Genomic DNA, 18,401 nt, shown 5'->3' with positions numbered 1-18,401 from the left:
GTGGACCTCGAACTCACCGGCCGCGTCGCGCTCGTCGTCGGCGGGAAGGGCTACATCGGCGCAGCCGTCGCCGAACGTCTCCGTGCCGAGGGGGCGACCGTCGTCGTCGCCTCCCGCAGCGCGTCCGACTCCGCGGACAGCGTCGGCATCGACACCGCCGACCAGGGCTCGGTCGACGCGGGCGTGGCGAAGGTGCTCGAGCAGCACGGCCGGATCGACGTGCTCGTCGTCACCGCCGCGCCGAGTGCGGGGACCCTCGACCCCGCGAAGAAGTCCGACCCGGAGCAGGTGCTGACGGCGATCGACGGGAAGGCGCTCGGGTTCCTCCGGGTCGCGAACGTGGTGCTCCCCGGGCAGCGCGACGCCGGCTTCGGACGGGTCGTCGTGGTGAGCGGGCAGAACGCGTACCTGTCCGGCAACATCACCGCGTCACTGCGGAACACGGCCGTGAACGTCATCGCGAAGAACCTCGCCGACGAGTCCGCCGGCTCCGGCGTCACGGTGAACGTCGTGAACCCGGGGACGGTGACGGACGAACCCGCCGCCGAGGTGCAGCGGGGTGCCGGCGGCGAGTCCAGCCCGCAGCAGATCGCGGACCTCGTCGCGTTCCTCGCCTCACCGCGGTCCGCGGTGTCCGGCGAGTCGATCTCGATCGCGCACCGGGTGCTCGGCCAACTCACGATCTGACGGCCTGGAGGCGCGTGGCGGCGCCGCCACGCGCCTCCAGGCCCGCATCTGGTCACGCTGGGACGGCGACCCGTGGGACACGACGGCCGCGCACGGTCACGGCGTCAGGACGCCGGCGCGTCCTCGACCGCTTTCGCGCCGGCGATCGCGTCGAGCAGGCCGGGGAACCGCGCGTCCACGTCTGCCCGTCGCAGTGAGACGCCTCGTCGGTTGCCGTAGCTGAGGTCGTAGGTCAGCCCTGCCTGCCGCAGGACCCGGAAGTGGTACGTGCTCGTGGCCTTGGTGACCGGGAGCTGGAAGCTCGTACACGTCCGCTCGGTGCCCTCGGGTTCGGCGAGCAGGTCCTGGACCACCTGTCGCCGGTTGGGATCCGACAGGGCACTCAGGACCTGTCCGATCTCGATCTCGTCGCGGGTCGGCAACCGTTCTTCGCTCACACTCACTCCCCTCAGGTACGACTTGCATCGTACCATCGGCTCGTGCTTCACTCCAGGTACGACATTCGTCTTACCTGGAGTGAACGCATGACCACCGAGACCATCGGCGACACCCGCCGGCTGCAGGACACGAGGCTGCCGTGGGCCGGCCTCCTCGCCCTGTTCTTCGCCGGCTTCCTGAGCATCATCAACGAGACGACCCCAGCGGGACTGCTCCCCGAGATCGCCGCGACCCTGCACGTCACCGAGGCGGTCGCCGGCCAGACGGTGACCGTGTACGCCCTGGCGACGGCGGTCAGCGCCGTGCCCCTGAGCATCGCGCTCCGTCGGTGGGGCAGGAGGACCCTCCTCGTGACCGCCCTGGCGGCGTTCGTGGTGTCGAACCTCGCCATCGCCGTGACCGATGACTTCGCCGTCATCCTGGTCGCACGGTTCGTCGCGGGCGTGGGCGCCGGGCTCGTCTGGACCAACCTCGCCGCCGCCGCCGCACGGCTCGTGTCGGAACGACACCAGGGACGGGCGATGTCCATCGCGAACGCCGGGACACCCGTTGCACTGTCACTCGGTCTCCCCCTGGGGACCCTGCTCGGCAACACGACCGGCTGGCACTTCACGTTCGCGGCGACCGGGATCGCCGGCGCGGCGACCATCGTGTGGGTCCTCATCGCACTCCCCGCACTGCCCGCGGTCGTCGTGCCCCGGCAGCCGCGCGGGGAACGCCCGCGGAGCCGCTTCCTGCGCGGAGCTCCGGGCGTGCTGACGATCCTCGCCGTGATGAGCGGCTTCTTCCTGGCGCACAACGTCCTGTACACGTACATCGCCGCGCTGGTCGACACCGCCGGCATCGCGAGCCAGGTCGAGTGGGTCCTCCTCTCGTTCGGGGTCGCCGCGTTCGTGAGCATCCTCGTCACGGGACTGTGGATCGACCGGCACCACCGTCACCTCACCGTCGGCGGCTTGCTGCTCCTGGCGGCGGCGTTCCTGCTGCTCGGTTTCGTGACGGTCAGCCCGGTGCTCGTGTACGTCGCGGCCGTGCTGTGGGGGCTCGGCTTCGGAGGAGGAGCGACCTGGTTCCTCACCGCGGGCTTCCGAGCCGCGGGATCCGACTCGATCGCTGCCGTCATGGTCACGCTCGTCAACGCCATGATCGGCGCTGGCGCACTCGTCGGTGGTGCGCTCATCGGCGCCTTCGGCACCGGCTCGCTGTCCTGGGTCGCGTTCGCCGTCATGGTCCCCAGTGCGATCGCCGCGATCGTCGCGCGTCGGCACGCGTTCCCCCCGACGGGTGGACGAGGGGCGTAGGCGCGGGTCCGGGTCCTGGTCCGGGTCCTGGTCCTGGTCCGGACCCGGACCCTGTCTCAGTCGCGCTCGAGTGCGTACCCGCGCTCCCCGTCCGACGCGGACTGCAGCCGCATCCCCAACCGCTCCATGAGGTGCCAGGACGACCGGTTCTCCTCTCGGCAGGTGGCGGTCACCCGGTCGAGCGCGAAGACCCGGAACGCGACCGGGACGAAGGCCCCGAGCGCCTCGATGGCGTAGCCCTGGCCGTGGTACCGAGGGTCGAACTGGAAACCGAGGTCGCCGACCACAGGGCCGCTCCCCTCCGGAGGAACCCAGATGCCCACGTCACCGATCACGCGCCGCTCGGCGATGAGCTCGACGACCCGGCCGTGCCACGCCCCGCGCTCGTCAGTGCCTCGCCGCGCCTGCTCCGACACGAAGGCCGATGCTTCCTGCTCGCTCATGGTCCCGCCCGGTTGGAACCGGCGCACCTCGGGAAGTCCCTGGTAGGCCAGGAAGGCGGCACGATCGGTCTCCGCGAAGCGCCGGACACGGACTCGACCCGGGTCGCTCAGCGTGCCGACCCCGCCGGGTGCATCGCCAGCGTCTCCCGGAACGCGTCGGCCGTCGTGCTGACGAGGTCGGACGGGTCGGTGGCGAGGAGACGGCCGCTGGAGTAACAGGCGACCGCGAGTTGTCCCGCGATGGTGGCGACCCTGGGCGGAGCGCCGTGCTCGACGAGCACCCGTGCGAACTCGCTCGCGACGTACTGGTGCTTCACTGCCTCGCGTGCGCGGAGTTCCTCGTGCGCGTCGACGAGCAGGACGTGCCGTCGGTAGGTCGCGCGGTCGGCGGTCGCCTCGGCGCACAGCTGGAGTACCAGCGGTTCGAGTGCACTCACGGCGCCGGCGAGCGACTCGACGGACTGCGAGGGATCCAACCCCGGAGACGTGACGGCAGCGATCGCGTCGAACATCGCCTGCTCCTTGGCGAAGACCACCTCGGTCTTGTCGCCGAAGTGTCGGAAGAACGTGGTCCGCCCCACCTCGGCACGCTCGGCGATGTCCGTGACCGAGACGGCGTCGAAGCCTCGCTCCGCGAACAGTTCGTCGGCCGCTTCGATGATCCGCCGGCGCGCGGCACGCTGCTTCCGCTCGAGCAGGGACAGCGCAGGCTGCTCCACGGGGTCTGGTTGCTCGGCCATGCCTCCACCGTACCGACCGATCACACTTGATACCAAGTGGAATCGAGTGTGTTACGGTACTGAGTACCAAACGAGGAGGAACCATGCTCACTGACGTGGATCGCCAGCAGATCTCGGAGACGCTCGCCCGCCATGCGTTCGTCGTGGACGAGAACCAGTTGGACCAGCTCGGGGAGGTGTTCACCCCCGACGCCACCTACGACATGACGAGCACGGGGATGGGTGCCTTCCAGGGCCTCGACGCCCTGCGGGCCGCGGCCGGGCAGCTGTTCGCCTCCGGGCACGCGCCGCTCTCGCACTTCGTGACGAACATCGTCATCACCCCTGTCGACGAGACGGCGGCCTCGGTGCGGTCGAAGGGGCTGATGATCATGCACGACGGGGCCGTGCACGGGGTGGTGTACGACGACACGGTCGCGCTCCACGACGGTCGTTGGCTGATCGCGAGTCGGGTGATCCTGCCGATCCGCGCTGCTGTCGGTGACGACCACTGAGGCAGACCACCACCCTCACCAGCGGCTGACCCGGGCTGCTCGTCACACGGGGACACCCCGAGCGGGCACGTCCTCGTGGACGGTAGGTTCGAGGCGTGCTCGCGTCTGCCCGGGGTTCCGGTCGTCCCCTCGTCGTCCTCCACGGGTTCGGGGTCGACCACCGGATCATGCTGCCGCTCGAGCAGACGACGGGCGACCTGCCGTGGCGTCGGCTCTACTTCGACCTCCCGTGGGCCGAAGGAGCTCCCGGCTCGACGGCGGCGAGCGCCCTCGACGTCGCCGACGAGGTCATCGCGGACATCCGCGCGCTCCTCGGGGACGAGCCGTTCGCCCTGCTCGGGCAGTCGTTCGGCGGGATGCTCGCCCGCCACGTCGCGCACGAGCTCCGCGCCCAGGTCCTCGGGCTCGCCACCATCGCCGGCGTCGTCGAGGCAGACCACAGCGCTCGGCGGGTCCCGGACCGCACGGTCCTGGTCGTCGAACCGGCCGCGCTCGACCTGGCGGGCGATGCGCTGGAGGACTTCACGGCCGCCCACGTCGTCCAGACGACCGAGACCCTCACCGCGTTCATGACCTCCGTCCTGCCCGGTGAACAGGGCTCCGACCAGACGGTGCTGGACCGCATCGCGGAGCACTACGGCCTGCCCGTCCAACCCGAGGTCGCTCACCCGCAGCCGTTCACGGCCCCGTCGCTCCACCTGTTCGGGCGGCAGGACGACGTGGTCGGCTACGAGGACGGATGGCTGCTGCGCGAGCACTACCCGCGCGGGACGTACGCGGTCCTCGACACCGCGGGCCACGGTGTCCACCTGGAACGGCCCGCGTTGACCGGGGCCCTGATCCGGGACTGGCTCGAGCGCGTCGACGACGTCCGGCCAGCAGCAGCTGGCAGCGGGGTCGGGTGACGGACGAGCGGCCGTGACCGCGATCGCGATCGTTTCGACGGAGACCGTCCCGTCGAGGGGTGCGCTGGCGACCGGACCCGACTCCGTCGAGCCGGACACCGTCTCCCTTCAGCGCATCGCGGAAGACCTCAGCGACAAGCGAATCCTGTTCCCGCGGGTCAGAGTCCTGCTTTCGGGTCGACGTTCGCGCCTGCTCGAGCAGCTTCTCCAGGATGCGGCTGCCGTCTCGCAACCCACTTGCAGGACAGCGATCATCGAGCGCACTTGCGATACACGGTTACGAAACTCGCCGACCGAGAACTTCCGCCGTTCCCGCACCCATGACCAAGGTGTCGGCGAGACGTCTCGCAACCCTAGCGATGCGAGACGTCTTGTCGGGCGCCATCGTCGTCGTCGACGTGATGCGAATCGTCAATCAGCCCACGATCCATGGCGCCAATTCTCGTCAGCCGAAGCCACTCAGCGGCTGTGCCGGCGTGCACACGGTTAGACGGCGAACCTCAACGAGGAGGCCGAGGACGCCCGCCACGCGCCCAAGGCACGAGGGTTCCTACGATGAGCATGACAGCGCCAACGAAAACGAATATGACGCCGGCGACCACGTTTGCTTGACTCACGAGAAATGCAAGACCGACCAGGAGAAGGACACTCCCGGTCACAAGGCCGTAACACCCCCTCGTCTGATCGTCAGTCATATCGGTGACGCTACTCCGATCCAATGGACACCCACCAGATGATGCGGGTTGAGAGCGGCGGGGAAAGACGCCTCGCCCGACGAGCGAGACGTCTTTCCTAGGGGGCTCCTCGTCAGAAGGTCTGACAAGGCGCCACGTAGCCGGCCTTCCACCGAGCGCCGGTCTCACGATCCCTCGCGATCTGAGCATCGCAAGCGTCGGTATCCGTGTACACCTCGTAGCGACTGTCGAGAACGCCGGCTGATGGGGTCGGCGGCGGCGTAGGCGTAGCGGTTGCCGTTGGAGGGGTCGAGGGGGCTGTCGAGGGGGCTGTCGAGGGGGCTGTCGAGGGTATCTTGCTGGGTCCAGGACCCCCAGTACGGGTCGTACCAGCGCTGTCCGAACTTCACGAGCCCGGTGCGGGTGTCCTCGATGCCAGCCTTGAACGCGAAGGGGTTAGCTGCGAGTCTTCGGGATAGTGCTTATCGTGCGCGAGGTCTCGGACAATAACGAGCGAACAGCGAAGAGGACCTCGCCGCTGATGTGAGGTCCTCTTCCTGGTCACGTGGGGGGGGGGGAGCGCGACGGCGCTGCCAGCGCTCCGACAGCGACTATCCCGCTCACATCCAAGACCGCTCGCACATCAACTTTGGCGCAAGTTTCGTTTCCTCACCCAGATGAACACGCTGCCCCAGACCACACATATTGCAGCTGCAATGAATGAAATAACGGAAGCTCGCGCCCAATTGGCGTTTACCAGCGGGAGAACGATGAAAACGATCGCGAGGAAGTAAGTAGCAATGGTGACCATCAGACTCAGCGACGCCCGCCGCTGCGAACCAGATTTCGTCATACCTTCTCCTTAGAGGAATAGTGCCGCGCCGCCAACAGCGATGCCACCGGCCACGGCGCCTACAACAGCGCCTTGCCAGAGTCGCGTTCCAACTTGTCCCGCACTTTCTCCTTCGAGAAGCCCAACGGAGGCGTTTCCGACGGCAGTCCCCACGGTGCTACCAGCAACAGCTCCCAGCGCGCATCCAGTGCCGAGTGATTCTGCGCCTGTCGCCACGCAGATCGAGCCAGCTACCGCCACTCCAACGACTCCACCGATCACGGTGCTAGCCAGGTCCTCACCAAAGCCGAGACCGACGGGGTCAAAAAAGTTGGTTGGGTCGTCACCGGCGTAGGCGTAGCGGTTGGCGTCGCACTCGCGGCCTAAACGAACGAGTCAACCAATCCTGCAGCATTCCCGTCCCTCGGGTACATCGCCATGGTGAGGGTGCTCCTAGCGGCGGAACAGATTGGAGTCACTCAGGTTCAAGCTGCTAGCGAGCGTCCATCACCCGTTCATGACCTTGGCTTGCATCCGGAACCTCTCGCCATCGAGTCCAGGACCAGCCGACGCGACCGTCAGGGCTCGGCTTCGCCGGTAGTGGACCTGTCAGTCTTCGCTAGCTACTCTCCTAAATTGTGAACAGCGCGAGTGCCCCAAGTGCTAGCCCGAAAAGCACGAAAAAGATTCCAGCCCCTCGAACCCCCCAAAGCGCCGATCGACTGCTGGCGAGATCCAACGAAAACAGCGACCTGATACCTCTCTGGATAGAGGCACTCACCGATGCGGCTGCCAGGAAAACAACCACCCCAATGATCGTTATGATCAGGCCGGTGACGAGCATCTCGCCCTGCAGGTCGCTCATCACCAAGTACTCGTGTAATCGCTAACTGAACTGACGCCGATACCCGCTCCAACAGTTGCCGCGGCACCAGCAGCGGGATTGCCCCCTTCGAGGTCGGTCGATCGGGTTCCTTGGAAACCGAAACCACCGGCGAAACCAAGAGTCGTGTCCTGCGTCTTGCCCTCTGTCAAATGCCCAGTCTGCGCGCCGAGGTATCCAGTGATGCCAACGTCTCCGCCTCCCCCGATCCCTCGCGTGAAACCCCACTGACCGCCTGCCTCGTGGCTGATCTGGAAGTTGAAACAGAAGCCCGCACATCCAGACACGCCTGCCGTGAGATAGTCCCGACCGCTAGGGTCGGATGCATTGATAGGATCATCCGCGGCGTATGCATATCGATTTGCGTTTGTTGGGCTGAGGGGTACGTCAAGGGTGTCGCGTTCGAGCCATCCGCCAGTGCCGCTAGTCTGCCACCGGTATCCGAACTTCGTCATCCCGTTTGCGTCGCTGGAGCGGAGTCCGGATTTGAATCCAAATGGGTTCTGCTGCCACTCCCTACTCGCCGTGCTGTCCGTCGAGATCCTCTCGCCTCCGTATGGGTCGTAGGAAACCGTGTACGCCGTCTTCCCGGTGTCAGCAATCGCGGCGGCTGGACTACCGGTGCCATCGACGATCCACATGCTCGTGGTGCCATCGGAAGTCTGCAGATCGAGCGGCTGCCCCGTTGTCGGGTCGCTGATCATGCTCGCGATCCCATCGTTCGCAACCTCGAGTGTGCGAAGAGAAGTTCCATAGGTGTAGTCGTACTCCGCGCCGCCGTCCGTGGACTGATGCAGCAGGTTGCTCATGTCAGCACCGGCGTAGTCGTAGGTGGTCTTCACGCCGTCCTTCGTGGAGGAGGTCAGCTGCTGCGCACCGTTGTAGGTGAACGTTGCCGACGGTGATGCGGTGAGGTTCCCGACTCCGTCGTACGTGTACCCAGTGGTGGTGATCTGCCCAACCGCGTTGTAGGTCAGCCCTTGCGAGCTGGTCGCATCGCCGGTCTTGATAGCGGTGAGCCGGTTCCCGGCGGCGTCGTAGGTATACGCCCAGGTGACGTTCGTCTCGCCGCTAGCCTCGGCGGCCTTCGTGAGGCGACTGTTCGAGTCGTACGTGTAGGTGGTGGTCTGCCCGGTGACGTTGTCCTTGACCCATTGGATCTTGTCGGTGTCGTTCGGACTCGTGCTCGCAGTGCAATCACTGCCGGCGGTGATCCCGGTGATGTAGCAGTAGGACAGGTCTACGACGGGCTTCGACTGGTCGCTGGCTTGCCATGCCTGGACGCGGGTGACCTTATTGGAGGCGCCGTAAGTGATCTTCTGGTGCGCTTGCCACGACGTCGGGCTCTCCGTCGGGTTGGCGTTCGGAACCGCCTTTAGCCAGGTGTCGGTGCGGCGGCCGTGGTCATCGGTCCAGTACAGCTGCTCCGCGGTGTCACCGTTCCCAGTTGGGTACGTCGTGGACTGCAGCGCGTTTGCCGGGTCGTATGCGTGGGTGAGAGTGCCGTGTTGGTCGGTGACCTGTACGGTGTTCCCGGCCAAGTCGTAGCTGTAGGACACGGTCCCGCCGCCGGCGGTGTTCACCGTGCTGATCAGCCGGTTCCGCTGGTCGTAGCTGTTAGTGACGGTGCCGGTCGCGGACTGCTCGGTAAGCTGGTTCCCGTTGCCGTCGTAGGTGTTCGTCACCGTCGGCGTGCCGTCGCTGAACACGGTCGTCAGCATGCGGTCGTCATTGTCATACGTGTAGGAGGTCACGCCGCCGTCGCCATCGGTGTGGCTTTTCACCCGGCCGAGGTCGTCGTACGCGTACTTCTGCACACCGAGGCTCGTTCCCGCCGGCGGAGTGATCGAGCCGAGCTGGTTGTTCGCGTCGTACGCGTAAACAGTGCCGGACGTGTTCCCGGGAGCGACCGCCGTCTTCACGGCCCCCCAAGCGTACTTGTCGCCGTTGTCTTTGCTGTTGTAGGTCAGCTTCGCGGTCGATGCTTCGGGGCCGCTGCCGGTTCCGGTCGAGGACTGGTTGCCCGGGCCGTCGTAGCCGTAGCTGGTCTTGTTCTTCGAGCTGTCCGTCGTGGAAGCCGGCAGGTATGCGGTCGGCGATGACGACCCGTAGGTGGCGGAGCCTGTGCTGCCGGATGCGGACTGCGACTGCGTCAGCGACTGCCCGTTGTTGCCGTCGTAGGTGTTCGTCGATGTCGAGCTCGTCGTGCCGGCGCCGACCGTCGAGCTCGCGACGCCGTTGTTCGCGAAGTTGTAGGTGCGGGACCGTTCACGGCCGGCAGCGTCCACCGCCTTGGTGACCAGGTCGTTGCTGTCGAGCGTGTAGGTGGTGTGCTTCGCGGCTGCGACCGTCGCGGACTGATCCGACCGCGGGTCCGCGACCTGCGTCGTCGTGTCGTTCGCGTACGAGAACCGCGTCACCGCAGTCCCCGGCGAACCCGCCGTGGTGTTGCGCTGCTGCACCTGCGTGGCGCGGTCGGAGCTGTCGTAGGTGAAGGTGGTCACCCCGCCCGTCGGCGCCGTGATCGAGGTCAGGTCCCCGTTCGCGTACCCGAAGGTGGTCTTCTTGCCCGTGGCGTCCGTGTACGTGGTGATGTCACCGTTGCTGTTCTTCACCCAGGACACGCTCCGACTGCTCGACCCACTGGTCTGGGAGAACGTCTGCGTGCCGCCCGAGTACGCAGACTTCGCCGTCTTCGCACCACTCGTTCCGGCTGTCGAGACGAGGGTCGTCAGGGAGTACCCGTCGCTGGTGTTGAAGCTGGTCTGGTTACCGTTCCGGTCAACGATCGAGGTGGGCTGCCCGGCGAGGTTGAAGTGCGTCACCGAGTTCGTCGTCCACCCCTTCAGCGTGTACTCGTAGTTCGTGCCCGACGTGTTCACCCGTGACAGGGTCTGCTGCAGCCCCGCCGGGGTCGTGAACGCGCCCTGCGTGCCGGTCGGTTTGAACTGCCACGCCGTGCCCGCAGCGTCCGTGTAGACCACGCCGGCAGCGTTCGCGGTGAGGTCCCCCGCGCCGGCGAGGGCGTACTGCCACCGGTTCGCGTCCATCGTGTTGCTGTTCGCCACGTTCGCCGCACGCGAGTTGTACGCAGCCCCGATCGTCGCGTTCCCCGTCACCCCCGGCAGCGCCAATGCACTGGTCGTGACGAGCACGTTGCCCGTTCCCACGTCCACCGAGGCGGTGGTCTGGTCCGAGATCGGGAACGGCAGCGTCGTCGCGGACGTCCGCTGACCCGTCCGACCCGTGTCCGCCGGCCCCGCAGGCAACGAGTTGTAGGTGCCCTGGAAGTCGATGACGTAATCCATCGCCGTCGGCCCGTTGTTCCGGACCCGGATCTTCCCGTTCGCCCCGACCGCGGTGACGATCGTGTTCGAGATGATCGAGGTCGCATCACTGTTGATCGCGGACCCCGTCGGGACCGCCGCACCGTCTGCGTAGACCTGCGCGTACGTGTCGCTGGCACTGTTGTTGACCGCGGTGAACGTCAGCGCAGCCGCCGACAGACCCGATTCGACCGAGGGCGCACCAAGGACACCGCCAACCTGCACGGTGAACGTCGCACCGGAGGCAATGCTCGCCGTCTTCCGCGTGTCGATCAGCCGGCCAGTCTGCGGCGTGAAACCGCCACCGGGATTGGAGGGCAGGAAGTAGCCCTGCACGTCAACGAGGACGTCGATCAGCCCACCACCGGTCGCGGTGTCGATCGTGACCTTCCCATCGGAGCCGACCGCGACCTGCGCGCTCATCGCCGTCGACCACCCCTTGGTCGAGTTGTAGTTCAACGAGCCGGTGCTCTTCGTCCCACCCGACGGTGACGGGCGCACCCAACCAGGCAGGCCCTCCTGGTTGATCACGATGATGTTCGCCGCGATCGCCGCTGCACCCGCAGGAATCCCGTTCCTACCGGTCACCTGGAACGTGATCGAGTCACCGCCATCCAGCTGCGCCTTCGGCGCCCCCAGTGCGCTCCGCGTGTCGACGATCCGCGTCGGTGCCATCGGCACCAGGCCGCCAGCGCCAACACCGTTCTTCGTCGACGTGTAGTAGCCCGTGACATCGATGATGAGCCGCGTCTGCGCGGTCTCGGTCATGACCTGCAGCGAACCGTCATCACCGACCGCGAGCAGGGACGAGTTCGACGTGTTGCCAGGGATCCCGGAGTTGTAGACCATCATCAGCGTCGACGCATCCGCCGACGAAGGCCGGCCGAACAGCTGCCCCTGCCCCTGCGGGTTCACGACCGTGACCATCATCGTCACCGCACCCACACCCGACGACGGCAACCCCTTCACACCCGCAATCGGAACGCTTGCGTAGGTGCCCTTCCCCGTCGCGCCGTCGAACACCCGCGCGTTCGTGGTCATCGGCACGAACTGACCACCCGTACCCGTCACCGCAGCATGCGCAGCCTGCGGCGGACTCACCACCGCCAACAGCGACCCGAGCAACGCCACCAACGTGACGACCGCGAGCATCACCCAACGAGAACGAACAGACAACGGCGACGTCGCGAACACGCGCAGAACCCCTCAACAGGCCGCGACCAGCAATGCCGCCCCCATGACGGCGCCGTGCAACCAAAAGTTACGCTACGGAACTACCCCCGCCACCGAACCCCCAAATACACCGAACCCCCAAATAAGGGGGTCGAAACCAGAAGCCGTGACCCACTACGCGCCCGGGCGGCACGACACAAAGCGCTAGATGTCAGCCCTGATCGCGACGACCGGGCGGAACTGGAGGCGCGAGGCGGCGCCGCCACGCGCCTCCAGGCCGACTCCTGCTCACGCTGGGAAGTGACCGGTTCCGTCGACGGGACCATGCGCTTGGGCCCCGCGCCCGACGCGGACGAACCGGGTCGGTCCGCACGCTGGGGACATGCACCACCAGTCACGTCCTCATGTCATCGCCTCCTCCATCGTCTGCCTCCTCGCGCTCACCGTCGCCGGGTGCGCCGCCGCCTCGATCCACGACGGTGACGGCTCGCCGAACCCGACCAGCAGGTCGCGCGGCGCACCGGCGGAGGTCCCGACCGGTGACGTCACGCAGGTCGCCGGTGTCTCGGTCAGCAGCGCCGACGGCTACTCCGCTGACAGCCACCCGTTGGCGGAGATCGCTGACACCCCGGAGATCGCGAACCTCGACCGGGACCTCCGTCGGGCGGTGGACCGTGCGACGGAAGCTGCTGCTGCTGACGGGGTCGAGGTGCGCATCAACTCCGGGTGGCGGACTGCCCGGTACCAGCAGGCGCTCCTCGACCAGGCCGTCGAGGAGCACGGCTCACTCCGCGAAGCACGCCGTTGGGTGAACACCCCGGGGCGGTCGGCGCACGTCCAGGGGCGGGCGGTCGACGTCGGGCAGATCGACGCGGCCTCGTGGATGCAGGAGCACGGATCGGACTTCGGGCTGTGCCAGACGTACGAGAACGAGTCGTGGCACTACGAGCTGTCGACGGACCCCGGCGGCACGTGCCCGGCCATGCTCCGCGACAGCACCGCCGGGTGAGTGCGCGGAAGTGCGTTTCAGCCGGTCGGATGAACGCCTTCCCCCTCAGGCCTGATGCCGCCGACCCCCTCCACCCCGGAGGCTGATGGCATGGAGTCCTCGACGAAGCACACGATCGCCACGCTGCTGCTCTGCGCCGCGATCGTCGCAGTCACCGCCATCGCGCTCGTCGCGATGTCGCCGATGCCGTGACCCCCGCGTCCGGACGCCGTGCGATGATCGAGCCGTGACCGAACGGCGCACGTTCATCCGGCCGCTCGCCACCCGGTCGATCATCATCGACGTGGTCTGGGCGGTCATCGCGGCGCTCGCGTTCCTCGCCCCGATCGACCTCGAACTCGAGCACGCGAGCCTCTCCGCCGTCGTCGCCGCCTCCGGTGCCATCGCCCTGCGCCGCATCTCGCCGTCGGCCGCGATGCTCATGACGGTCGTGCTCGGCGTCATCCAGGTGCAGGGGTACGAGCGACCGTCCCTCGTCGACCTGGCGCTCTTCGTCGTGATCGGCACGACCGCGATCGTCGGCTCCAAGGCCGAGGTCGTGCTCTCCGGTCTCCTCGCCCTCGTGGCGGGTGTCGGCGCGACCGCGTACCTGGCCCTGACCGGGTTCCGCTTCGCCGTGCTCGTCACCGGCCCCGGTGACCAGGCCTTCCTCGCGCTGGCAGCGCCGGCGACCTCGCTCGTCAGCGTGTGGGCCGGCGGCCTGGCCGTGCGGGCCTTCCGCTCCCGCAACCGCGAGTCGGAGCGCCGCGCGGACGCCGAAGCCGCAGCGTCCCGAGCAGCCGAGGTCGCCACCCGCGCCGAAGAGGTCGCCACCCGGGCGATCGACGAGGCCGAGGCGGAGCGCATCCGCGCCGACATCGCACGGGACGTGCACGACGTCGTCGGACACTCCCTCGCCGTGATCATCGCGCAGGCCGACTCGGTGCCGTTCCTCGACGACGAGGCCCGGATCCGCGAGGTCAGTGCCACCATCGCCAGCACCGCCCGCAGCTCGCTCGTCGAGGTCCGGCAGGTCCTGGGGCACATCGACGGTTCGGGGACCGACACCGACCCGGGCTCGCTCGACGAGATCGTGCAGGGCATCCGGGAAGCCGGCGTCGAGGTGGACCGCACCCTGCGCGGCGCCGCCCGGCCGCTCGGTCCGGACAGCGGGACCGCCGCTCGCCGGGTCCTGCAGGAGATGCTCACGAACGCGCTCCGCCACGGCGCCCCCGGCCAGCCGGTCGTGGTGCGCGAGACCTGGCGGAGCGCCGATCTCGTGCTCGAGGTGGAGAACGTCGTCGGCGACGGCACCACCGCGGGCTCCGGGCGCGGGGTCGAGGGCATGCAGTCCCGGCTCCACGCCCTCGGCGGGTCCTTCGACGCCGCCGTCCTGGACGACGTGTTCGCCGCACGCGCCCGCATCCCGTTCGACGCCCATGGGGGGACCATCCGATGACCGATCCGATCCGCATCCTGCTCACCGACGACCAGGCACTGTTCCGCGCGGGGCTCCGCGTAGTGCTCGACGCACAGGACGACATGGTGGTCGTCGGCGAGGCCTCGGACGGCGCCGAAGCACTCGCGCGCATCCCGGAGCTCCGACCGGACGTGATGCTGCTCGACATGCGGATGGCCGGCATGGACGGGCTCGAGACAGTCCGGCAGCTGTTCTCCGGCGCGGTGAACGGGCCGCTCCCCCGCGTGGTCGTCCTCACGACGTTCGGGCTCGACCCGGCAGCGGCGACGGCGATCCGCCTCGGCGCGAGCGGGTTCCTGCTGAAGGACACCACGCCGCCGTTCCTGTTCGCAGCCGTCCGCGCGGTGCACGAGGGCAGCTCGGTGATCGCTCCGAACGACCTGTCGCAGCTGTTCGGTGCCGACGTGGAGCGCGCGCCGCTCCCGCAGCCGCCGGCCTTCCAGACGCTGACCGACCGGGAGCGCATCGTGTTCGGCTGGGCATCGCGGGGGCTGTCGAACGCGGAGATCGCGGCGAAGGAGTTCGTCACCGAGTCGACCGTGAAGACGCAGATCTCGAGCATCCTCGGGAAGCTGGCCCTGCGTGACCGGGTGCAGCTCGTCGTCTACGCGCACGACCACGGGCTGGCCGGCGCGCGTGACGACGCCTGATCGTCTCGGGGCGAACCGCTCGCGGGGCAGGGCGTCGTGCGAACGGGCGGCGCAGGATCCTCGCCGTCAGCCGGCGGCCGCGTTGGCCGACGAGCGGCACTCGTCCGGTGACCGTCCCGCGATCGACTCCGCCGCGATCTCGCGGAGCCGCGCGAGGCGATCCTGGGTCGCGGTGAGGGCCTCGACCTGGTGTCGGATGCGCTCACTCTCCTCGTCGAAGTGGTCGAGCATCGTCGGTGTCGCGACCCCGGTGTCGAGGAACGGCAGGAGCTCGATGATCCGGCGGCTGGGCATGCCCGCTGCGTAGAGCATCTGCATGAAGCGCACCCGCGTCACGTCGGACTCGCGGTACTCCCGGTGCCCGCCCGTGGTCCGCTCGGACTCGAGGAGGCCCTGTTCCTCGTAGTAGCGCAGCGACCGCACGCTGACGCCGGCGCGTGCTGCGAGTTCTCCGATCCGCATGCTCTTCCCGGCTTCCCTGCTTGATCCTCACGTCAACGTCAGGTTCTACCGTACCGGTATGGACATCTCTGGAGCCACTGCCCTCGTCACCGGCGCGAACCGCGGTATCGGACGCCACCTCGCCGCCCAGCTGATCGCACGCGGGGCGACGGTGTACGCGACCGCCCGACGACCCGAACTGATCGACCTCGAGGGCGTGGAGCGTCTCGCCCTCGACATCACGTCGCCGCAGTCCGTCGCCGACGCCGCTGCTGTCGCGACCGACGTCGACCTCCTCGTCAACAACGCCGGGATCGCCACCACCGCGACCCTGCTGGGCGACCTGGACGCGGCCCACGCCGACATGGACACCAACGTCTGGGGCACCCTGTCGGTGATCCGCGCCTTCGCCCCCGTCCTGTCCGCGAACGGCGGTGGGACCATCGTGAACATCGCCTCGGGCGCCTCCTGGCTCGCCATGCCGGGGGCGTCCGCCTACGCGGTGTCGAAAGCCGCCCTGTGGAACATGGGCAACGCGTTGCGTCACGAGTTGGCCGACCAGGGGACGTCGGTGATGTCCGTGCACCTCGGAGTCGCGGACACGGACATGACTGCGGGGGTCTCGATGGCCAAGATCGACCCCGCGGACGTGGCGCGGGCGACGCTGGACGGGGTGGAGCGCGGTGAGTACGAGGTCGTGGTGGACGAGCAGACCGCGTCGATCAAGCAGATGCTCGCCCGCGACCCCAAGGAGCTGTACGCGGTCCTGGCCCAGATGCTCGCGCCGGAGGAGCAGCCCCGGGGTTAAGCGCTCGCGATCCGGTCGAGCCACTCGGCGAGCATGGTCCGCTCGGCCGACGACAGCACGTCGAGGTCCGGTGCCGCGGCCCGGAGGGTGATCGCTGCGCTCGTCACCGCAGCGGCTCGATCCGTCCCGGCCTCCTCGTCGCGGACGATGATCCGCCCGAGGACGGCCGCGAACGCGTCGTCCGCCAGGGAGGCGTCCCGCTCGGCCTGGGGCTTGGACAGGATCGACAGCACGGCGCCGGTGCCGGCGGCGTGCATCAGGTCCACCGCGCGGTGCTCCGGGACGGCGAGCCGTCCGGCCTCGGCGACCCGGCGGACGCGTTCGGCGAGCAGGGCGGTGCCAGCCCGCGCTGCGGCCGAGCGCCGTCCCCGCTCGGGATCGCTGAGGAGCACGAACAGGTCGGGGTTCGCCAGGCCGAAGCCGATGGTGGTCGTCCACCCGACGCGGAGGTCCTCCAGCGGGTCGACCTGCTCGTCGCGTGCCGCTCGGACCGCATTGGCCTTGACGGCGGTGAAGGTCGTCATCGCGTGTTCGGCGACGGCTTCGAGCAGACCGTCCTTGTCGCCGAAGAGCCGGTAGATCGTCGGTGCCTGCACCCCGGCGCCCTCGGCGACCGCTCGAGTCGTGACCGCGGCCGCACCCTCGTCGCGGAGCATGCGCCCGGCGACCTCGACGATGCGTGCTCGTGTCTCGTCGCGCTGCGTCCCCTGGTCGATCACGGAACAACGATAACAACACACTGCTACCAGTGTGTTACCGTCGATAACACCAAGTAGTTATCAACGAATCGGAGTCGACCATGATCGTCATCACCGGAGCCACCGGCGCCCTCAACGGCGCCACCACCGACCACCTCCTCGAACGCCTCTCGCCGTCCGAGGTCGCGGTGGTCACCCGCGATCCCGCCAGGGCCGACCGGTTCGCCGCACGGGGCGTCGAGGTCCGCCGCGGCGACTACGCGGAACCGGAGACCCTGCCGGCGGCGTTCGCGGGTGCCGACCAGCTCCTGCTCGTGTCGTCGAACGAGCCGACGGCCGACGCCGTCGCCCTGCACCGCGCCGCCGTCGACGCCGCGGTCACGGCGGGGGTCGGCCGGGTCCTCTACACGAGCCACCAGGGCGCAGCGCACGGGTCGCCGTTCGCACCCGCCGACGACCACGCCCGCACCGAGGACCTGCTCCGCGAGTCCGGCCTGCCGTGGACGAGCCTCCGGAACGGGTTCTACGCGCACAGCACCGGGTGGCTGATGGGCCCGTGGCAGACAACCGGCGTCGTGTCCGTCCCGGTCGACGGCCCCGTCTCGTGGACCGCACGCGAGGACGCCGCCGAAGCCGCAGCCCGCATCCTCCTCGCCGACGAGCCGTACGACGGACCGGTGACCCTGACCGCACCGGCAGCGCCGACCTTCGCCGAGCTCGCCGACGCCGCGTCCGCCCGCACCGGACTGACGATCCGGTACGAGGTCCTCGGCGAGGACGAGTGGACGGCGCGGGCGATCGCCGCCGGGCAGGACCCGCACATGGTCGGCTTCCTGCTCGGCATGTTCCGCGCGGCGGGCCAGGGGCTGTTCGCCGGGACGGACCCGCTGCTCGGGGAACTCCTCGGCCGTGCACCGCGACCGGTGGAGGACCAGCTCAACTGAGCGCGGTCACCTCGTCGAGGATCGTCCGGATCGCTTCGGGGTCGTGGGCGAACCGGCCGAGGAACAGCCCCCCGATCCGGCCCTGACCCCGGGTCAGCAGGCCCGGCCCGGCGCTGCCGCCGTAGATCACGGCGCTGCCCGCGAGCTCCGGCCGGGACGCCAGGTGCGCCTCGATGCCGGCGAGCACGTCGACGATGTGGTCGTCGGGCGCCGGCTGCGGCGCGCCGATCGACCAGACCGGCTCGTACGCCACGATGACGGAACCGGCCAGTCCGTCGGCGACGGCCGTCGCGGTGAACCGGTCGAGCTGCGCGGTCACGTCGGCGACCGCGGTCTGACTGGAGGCACGACTCGCCTCCCCGACGCAGATCAACGGCCGCAGGTGGTTGCGGAACGCGGCATGCACCTTCCCCGCGATCTCGTCGTCGGTCTCGTGGAACAGGGACCGCCGTTCCGCGTGGCCGATCTCGACGAGGTCGACCCCGATCTCACGGAG

General features: G+C 68.5%; 17 protein-coding genes and 1 pseudogene. 9 read left to right on the top strand and 9 right to left on the bottom strand.

Going from position 1 to position 18,401, the window contains the following annotated elements; translation table 11 throughout:
• Positions 1 to 687, top strand: a complete 687-nt coding sequence (locus BLT36_RS03375) for an SDR family NAD(P)-dependent oxidoreductase (RefSeq protein WP_092091926.1) — start codon at positions 1 to 3, stop codon at positions 685 to 687.
• 104 nt (positions 688 to 791) lie between these two features.
• On the opposite strand, the gene BLT36_RS03370 is transcribed toward BLT36_RS03375, so the two are convergent.
• The gene (locus BLT36_RS03370; protein WP_092091924.1) at positions 792 to 1,124 is read right to left on the bottom strand and encodes an ArsR/SmtB family transcription factor; all 333 of its coding nucleotides are present in this window, start codon (positions 1,122 to 1,124) and stop codon (positions 792 to 794) included.
• Between the two features lie 87 nt (positions 1,125 to 1,211).
• Here BLT36_RS03370 and BLT36_RS03365 point away from each other — a divergent pair, with 87 nt between their 5' ends.
• Entirely contained in the window at positions 1,212 to 2,426 is a 1,215-nt protein-coding gene (locus BLT36_RS03365; RefSeq protein ID WP_092091922.1) for an MFS transporter, read from the top strand.
• A 56-nt stretch (positions 2,427 to 2,482) separates the two neighbouring features.
• Here the strand turns inward: BLT36_RS03365 and BLT36_RS18575 are convergent, their stop codons facing one another.
• Both BLT36_RS18575 and BLT36_RS03355 read right to left on the bottom strand, forming a co-directional pair.
• Entirely contained in the window at positions 2,483 to 2,980 is a 498-nt protein-coding gene (locus BLT36_RS18575) for a GNAT family N-acetyltransferase (RefSeq protein ID WP_302847112.1), read from the bottom strand.
• Entirely contained in the window at positions 2,977 to 3,609 is a 633-nt protein-coding gene (locus BLT36_RS03355; protein ID WP_092094267.1) for a TetR/AcrR family transcriptional regulator, read from the bottom strand. The genes BLT36_RS18575 and BLT36_RS03355 overlap by 4 nt, the downstream gene beginning before the upstream one ends.
• An 83-nt stretch (positions 3,610 to 3,692) precedes the next feature.
• Between BLT36_RS03355 and BLT36_RS03350 the strand changes: the two genes are divergently transcribed.
• Both BLT36_RS03350 and BLT36_RS03345 read left to right on the top strand, forming a co-directional pair.
• On the top strand, positions 3,693 to 4,103 hold the full coding sequence (locus BLT36_RS03350) for a nuclear transport factor 2 family protein (protein WP_092091920.1): 411 nt from the start codon (positions 3,693 to 3,695) through the stop codon (positions 4,101 to 4,103).
• Positions 4,104 to 4,198: 95 nt separating this feature from the next.
• Positions 4,199 to 5,008, top strand: coding sequence for an alpha/beta fold hydrolase (locus BLT36_RS03345; protein ID WP_092091918.1), 810 nt, complete (start codon positions 4,199 to 4,201; stop codon positions 5,006 to 5,008).
• A gap of 859 nt (positions 5,009 to 5,867) precedes the next feature.
• Here BLT36_RS03345 and BLT36_RS19160 read toward each other — a convergent pair.
• The 3 genes and pseudogenes from BLT36_RS19160 to BLT36_RS03330 form a co-directional block, all read right to left on the bottom strand.
• Positions 5,868 to 6,134, bottom strand: a pseudogene (locus BLT36_RS19160) (RHS repeat-associated core domain-containing protein); the annotation flags it as partial.
• A 1,011-nt stretch (positions 6,135 to 7,145) separates the two neighbouring features.
• The gene (locus BLT36_RS03335; RefSeq protein WP_139166342.1) at positions 7,146 to 7,379 is read right to left on the bottom strand and encodes a hypothetical protein; all 234 of its coding nucleotides are present in this window, start codon (positions 7,377 to 7,379) and stop codon (positions 7,146 to 7,148) included.
• On the bottom strand, positions 7,379 to 11,764 hold the full coding sequence (locus tag BLT36_RS03330; RefSeq protein ID WP_139166341.1) for an RHS repeat domain-containing protein: 4,386 nt from the start codon (positions 11,762 to 11,764) through the stop codon (positions 7,379 to 7,381). Before BLT36_RS03330 ends, BLT36_RS03335 begins: the two co-directional genes overlap by 1 nt.
• A gap of 514 nt (positions 11,765 to 12,278) precedes the next feature.
• Between BLT36_RS03330 and BLT36_RS03325 the strand changes: the two genes are divergently transcribed.
• From BLT36_RS03325 to BLT36_RS03315, 3 genes are all read left to right on the top strand, one after another.
• Positions 12,279 to 12,905 (top strand): M15 family metallopeptidase, encoded by a 627-nt coding sequence (locus BLT36_RS03325; protein ID WP_092091910.1) that lies wholly within the window; start codon positions 12,279 to 12,281, stop codon positions 12,903 to 12,905.
• 226 nt (positions 12,906 to 13,131) lie between these two features.
• On the top strand, positions 13,132 to 14,343 hold the full coding sequence (locus tag BLT36_RS03320) for a sensor histidine kinase (RefSeq protein WP_175529461.1): 1,212 nt from the start codon (positions 13,132 to 13,134) through the stop codon (positions 14,341 to 14,343).
• Complete coding sequence (locus tag BLT36_RS03315) at positions 14,340 to 15,014, top strand: response regulator (RefSeq protein WP_092091906.1); 675 nt, start codon at positions 14,340 to 14,342, stop codon at positions 15,012 to 15,014. The genes BLT36_RS03320 and BLT36_RS03315 overlap by 4 nt, the downstream gene beginning before the upstream one ends.
• Positions 15,015 to 15,080: 66 nt before the next feature.
• Here the strand turns inward: BLT36_RS03315 and BLT36_RS03310 are convergent, their stop codons facing one another.
• A complete protein-coding gene (locus BLT36_RS03310; RefSeq protein WP_092091904.1) occupies positions 15,081 to 15,476 on the bottom strand; it encodes a MerR family transcriptional regulator in 396 nt (131 codons plus the stop codon).
• A 58-nt stretch (positions 15,477 to 15,534) separates the two neighbouring features.
• On the opposite strand from BLT36_RS03310, the gene BLT36_RS03305 reads away from it, so the two are divergent.
• Complete coding sequence (locus BLT36_RS03305; protein WP_092091902.1) at positions 15,535 to 16,263, top strand: SDR family oxidoreductase; 729 nt, start codon at positions 15,535 to 15,537, stop codon at positions 16,261 to 16,263.
• On the opposite strand, the gene BLT36_RS03300 is transcribed toward BLT36_RS03305, so the two are convergent.
• Positions 16,260 to 16,982: a TetR/AcrR family transcriptional regulator gene (locus BLT36_RS03300; protein WP_092091900.1), complete on the bottom strand. Its 723-nt coding sequence runs from the start codon at positions 16,980 to 16,982 to the stop codon at positions 16,260 to 16,262. The genes BLT36_RS03305 and BLT36_RS03300 overlap by 4 nt on opposite strands.
• A gap of 80 nt (positions 16,983 to 17,062) precedes the next feature.
• Here BLT36_RS03300 and BLT36_RS03295 point away from each other — a divergent pair, with 80 nt between their 5' ends.
• The gene (locus BLT36_RS03295) at positions 17,063 to 17,905 is read left to right on the top strand and encodes an NmrA family NAD(P)-binding protein (protein WP_092091898.1); all 843 of its coding nucleotides are present in this window, start codon (positions 17,063 to 17,065) and stop codon (positions 17,903 to 17,905) included.
• On the opposite strand, the gene BLT36_RS03290 is transcribed toward BLT36_RS03295, so the two are convergent.
• The coding region (locus tag BLT36_RS03290; RefSeq protein WP_139166421.1) for a triose-phosphate isomerase at positions 17,898 to 18,401 on the bottom strand (504 nt) is incomplete at its 5' end. The genes BLT36_RS03295 and BLT36_RS03290 overlap by 8 nt on opposite strands.

Source organism: Curtobacterium sp. UNCCL20 (genome assembly GCF_900101675.1).
Taxonomy (GTDB): Bacteria; Actinomycetota; Actinomycetes; order Actinomycetales; family Microbacteriaceae; genus Curtobacterium.
This window is presented reverse-complemented; position numbering and strand designations above follow the sequence as displayed.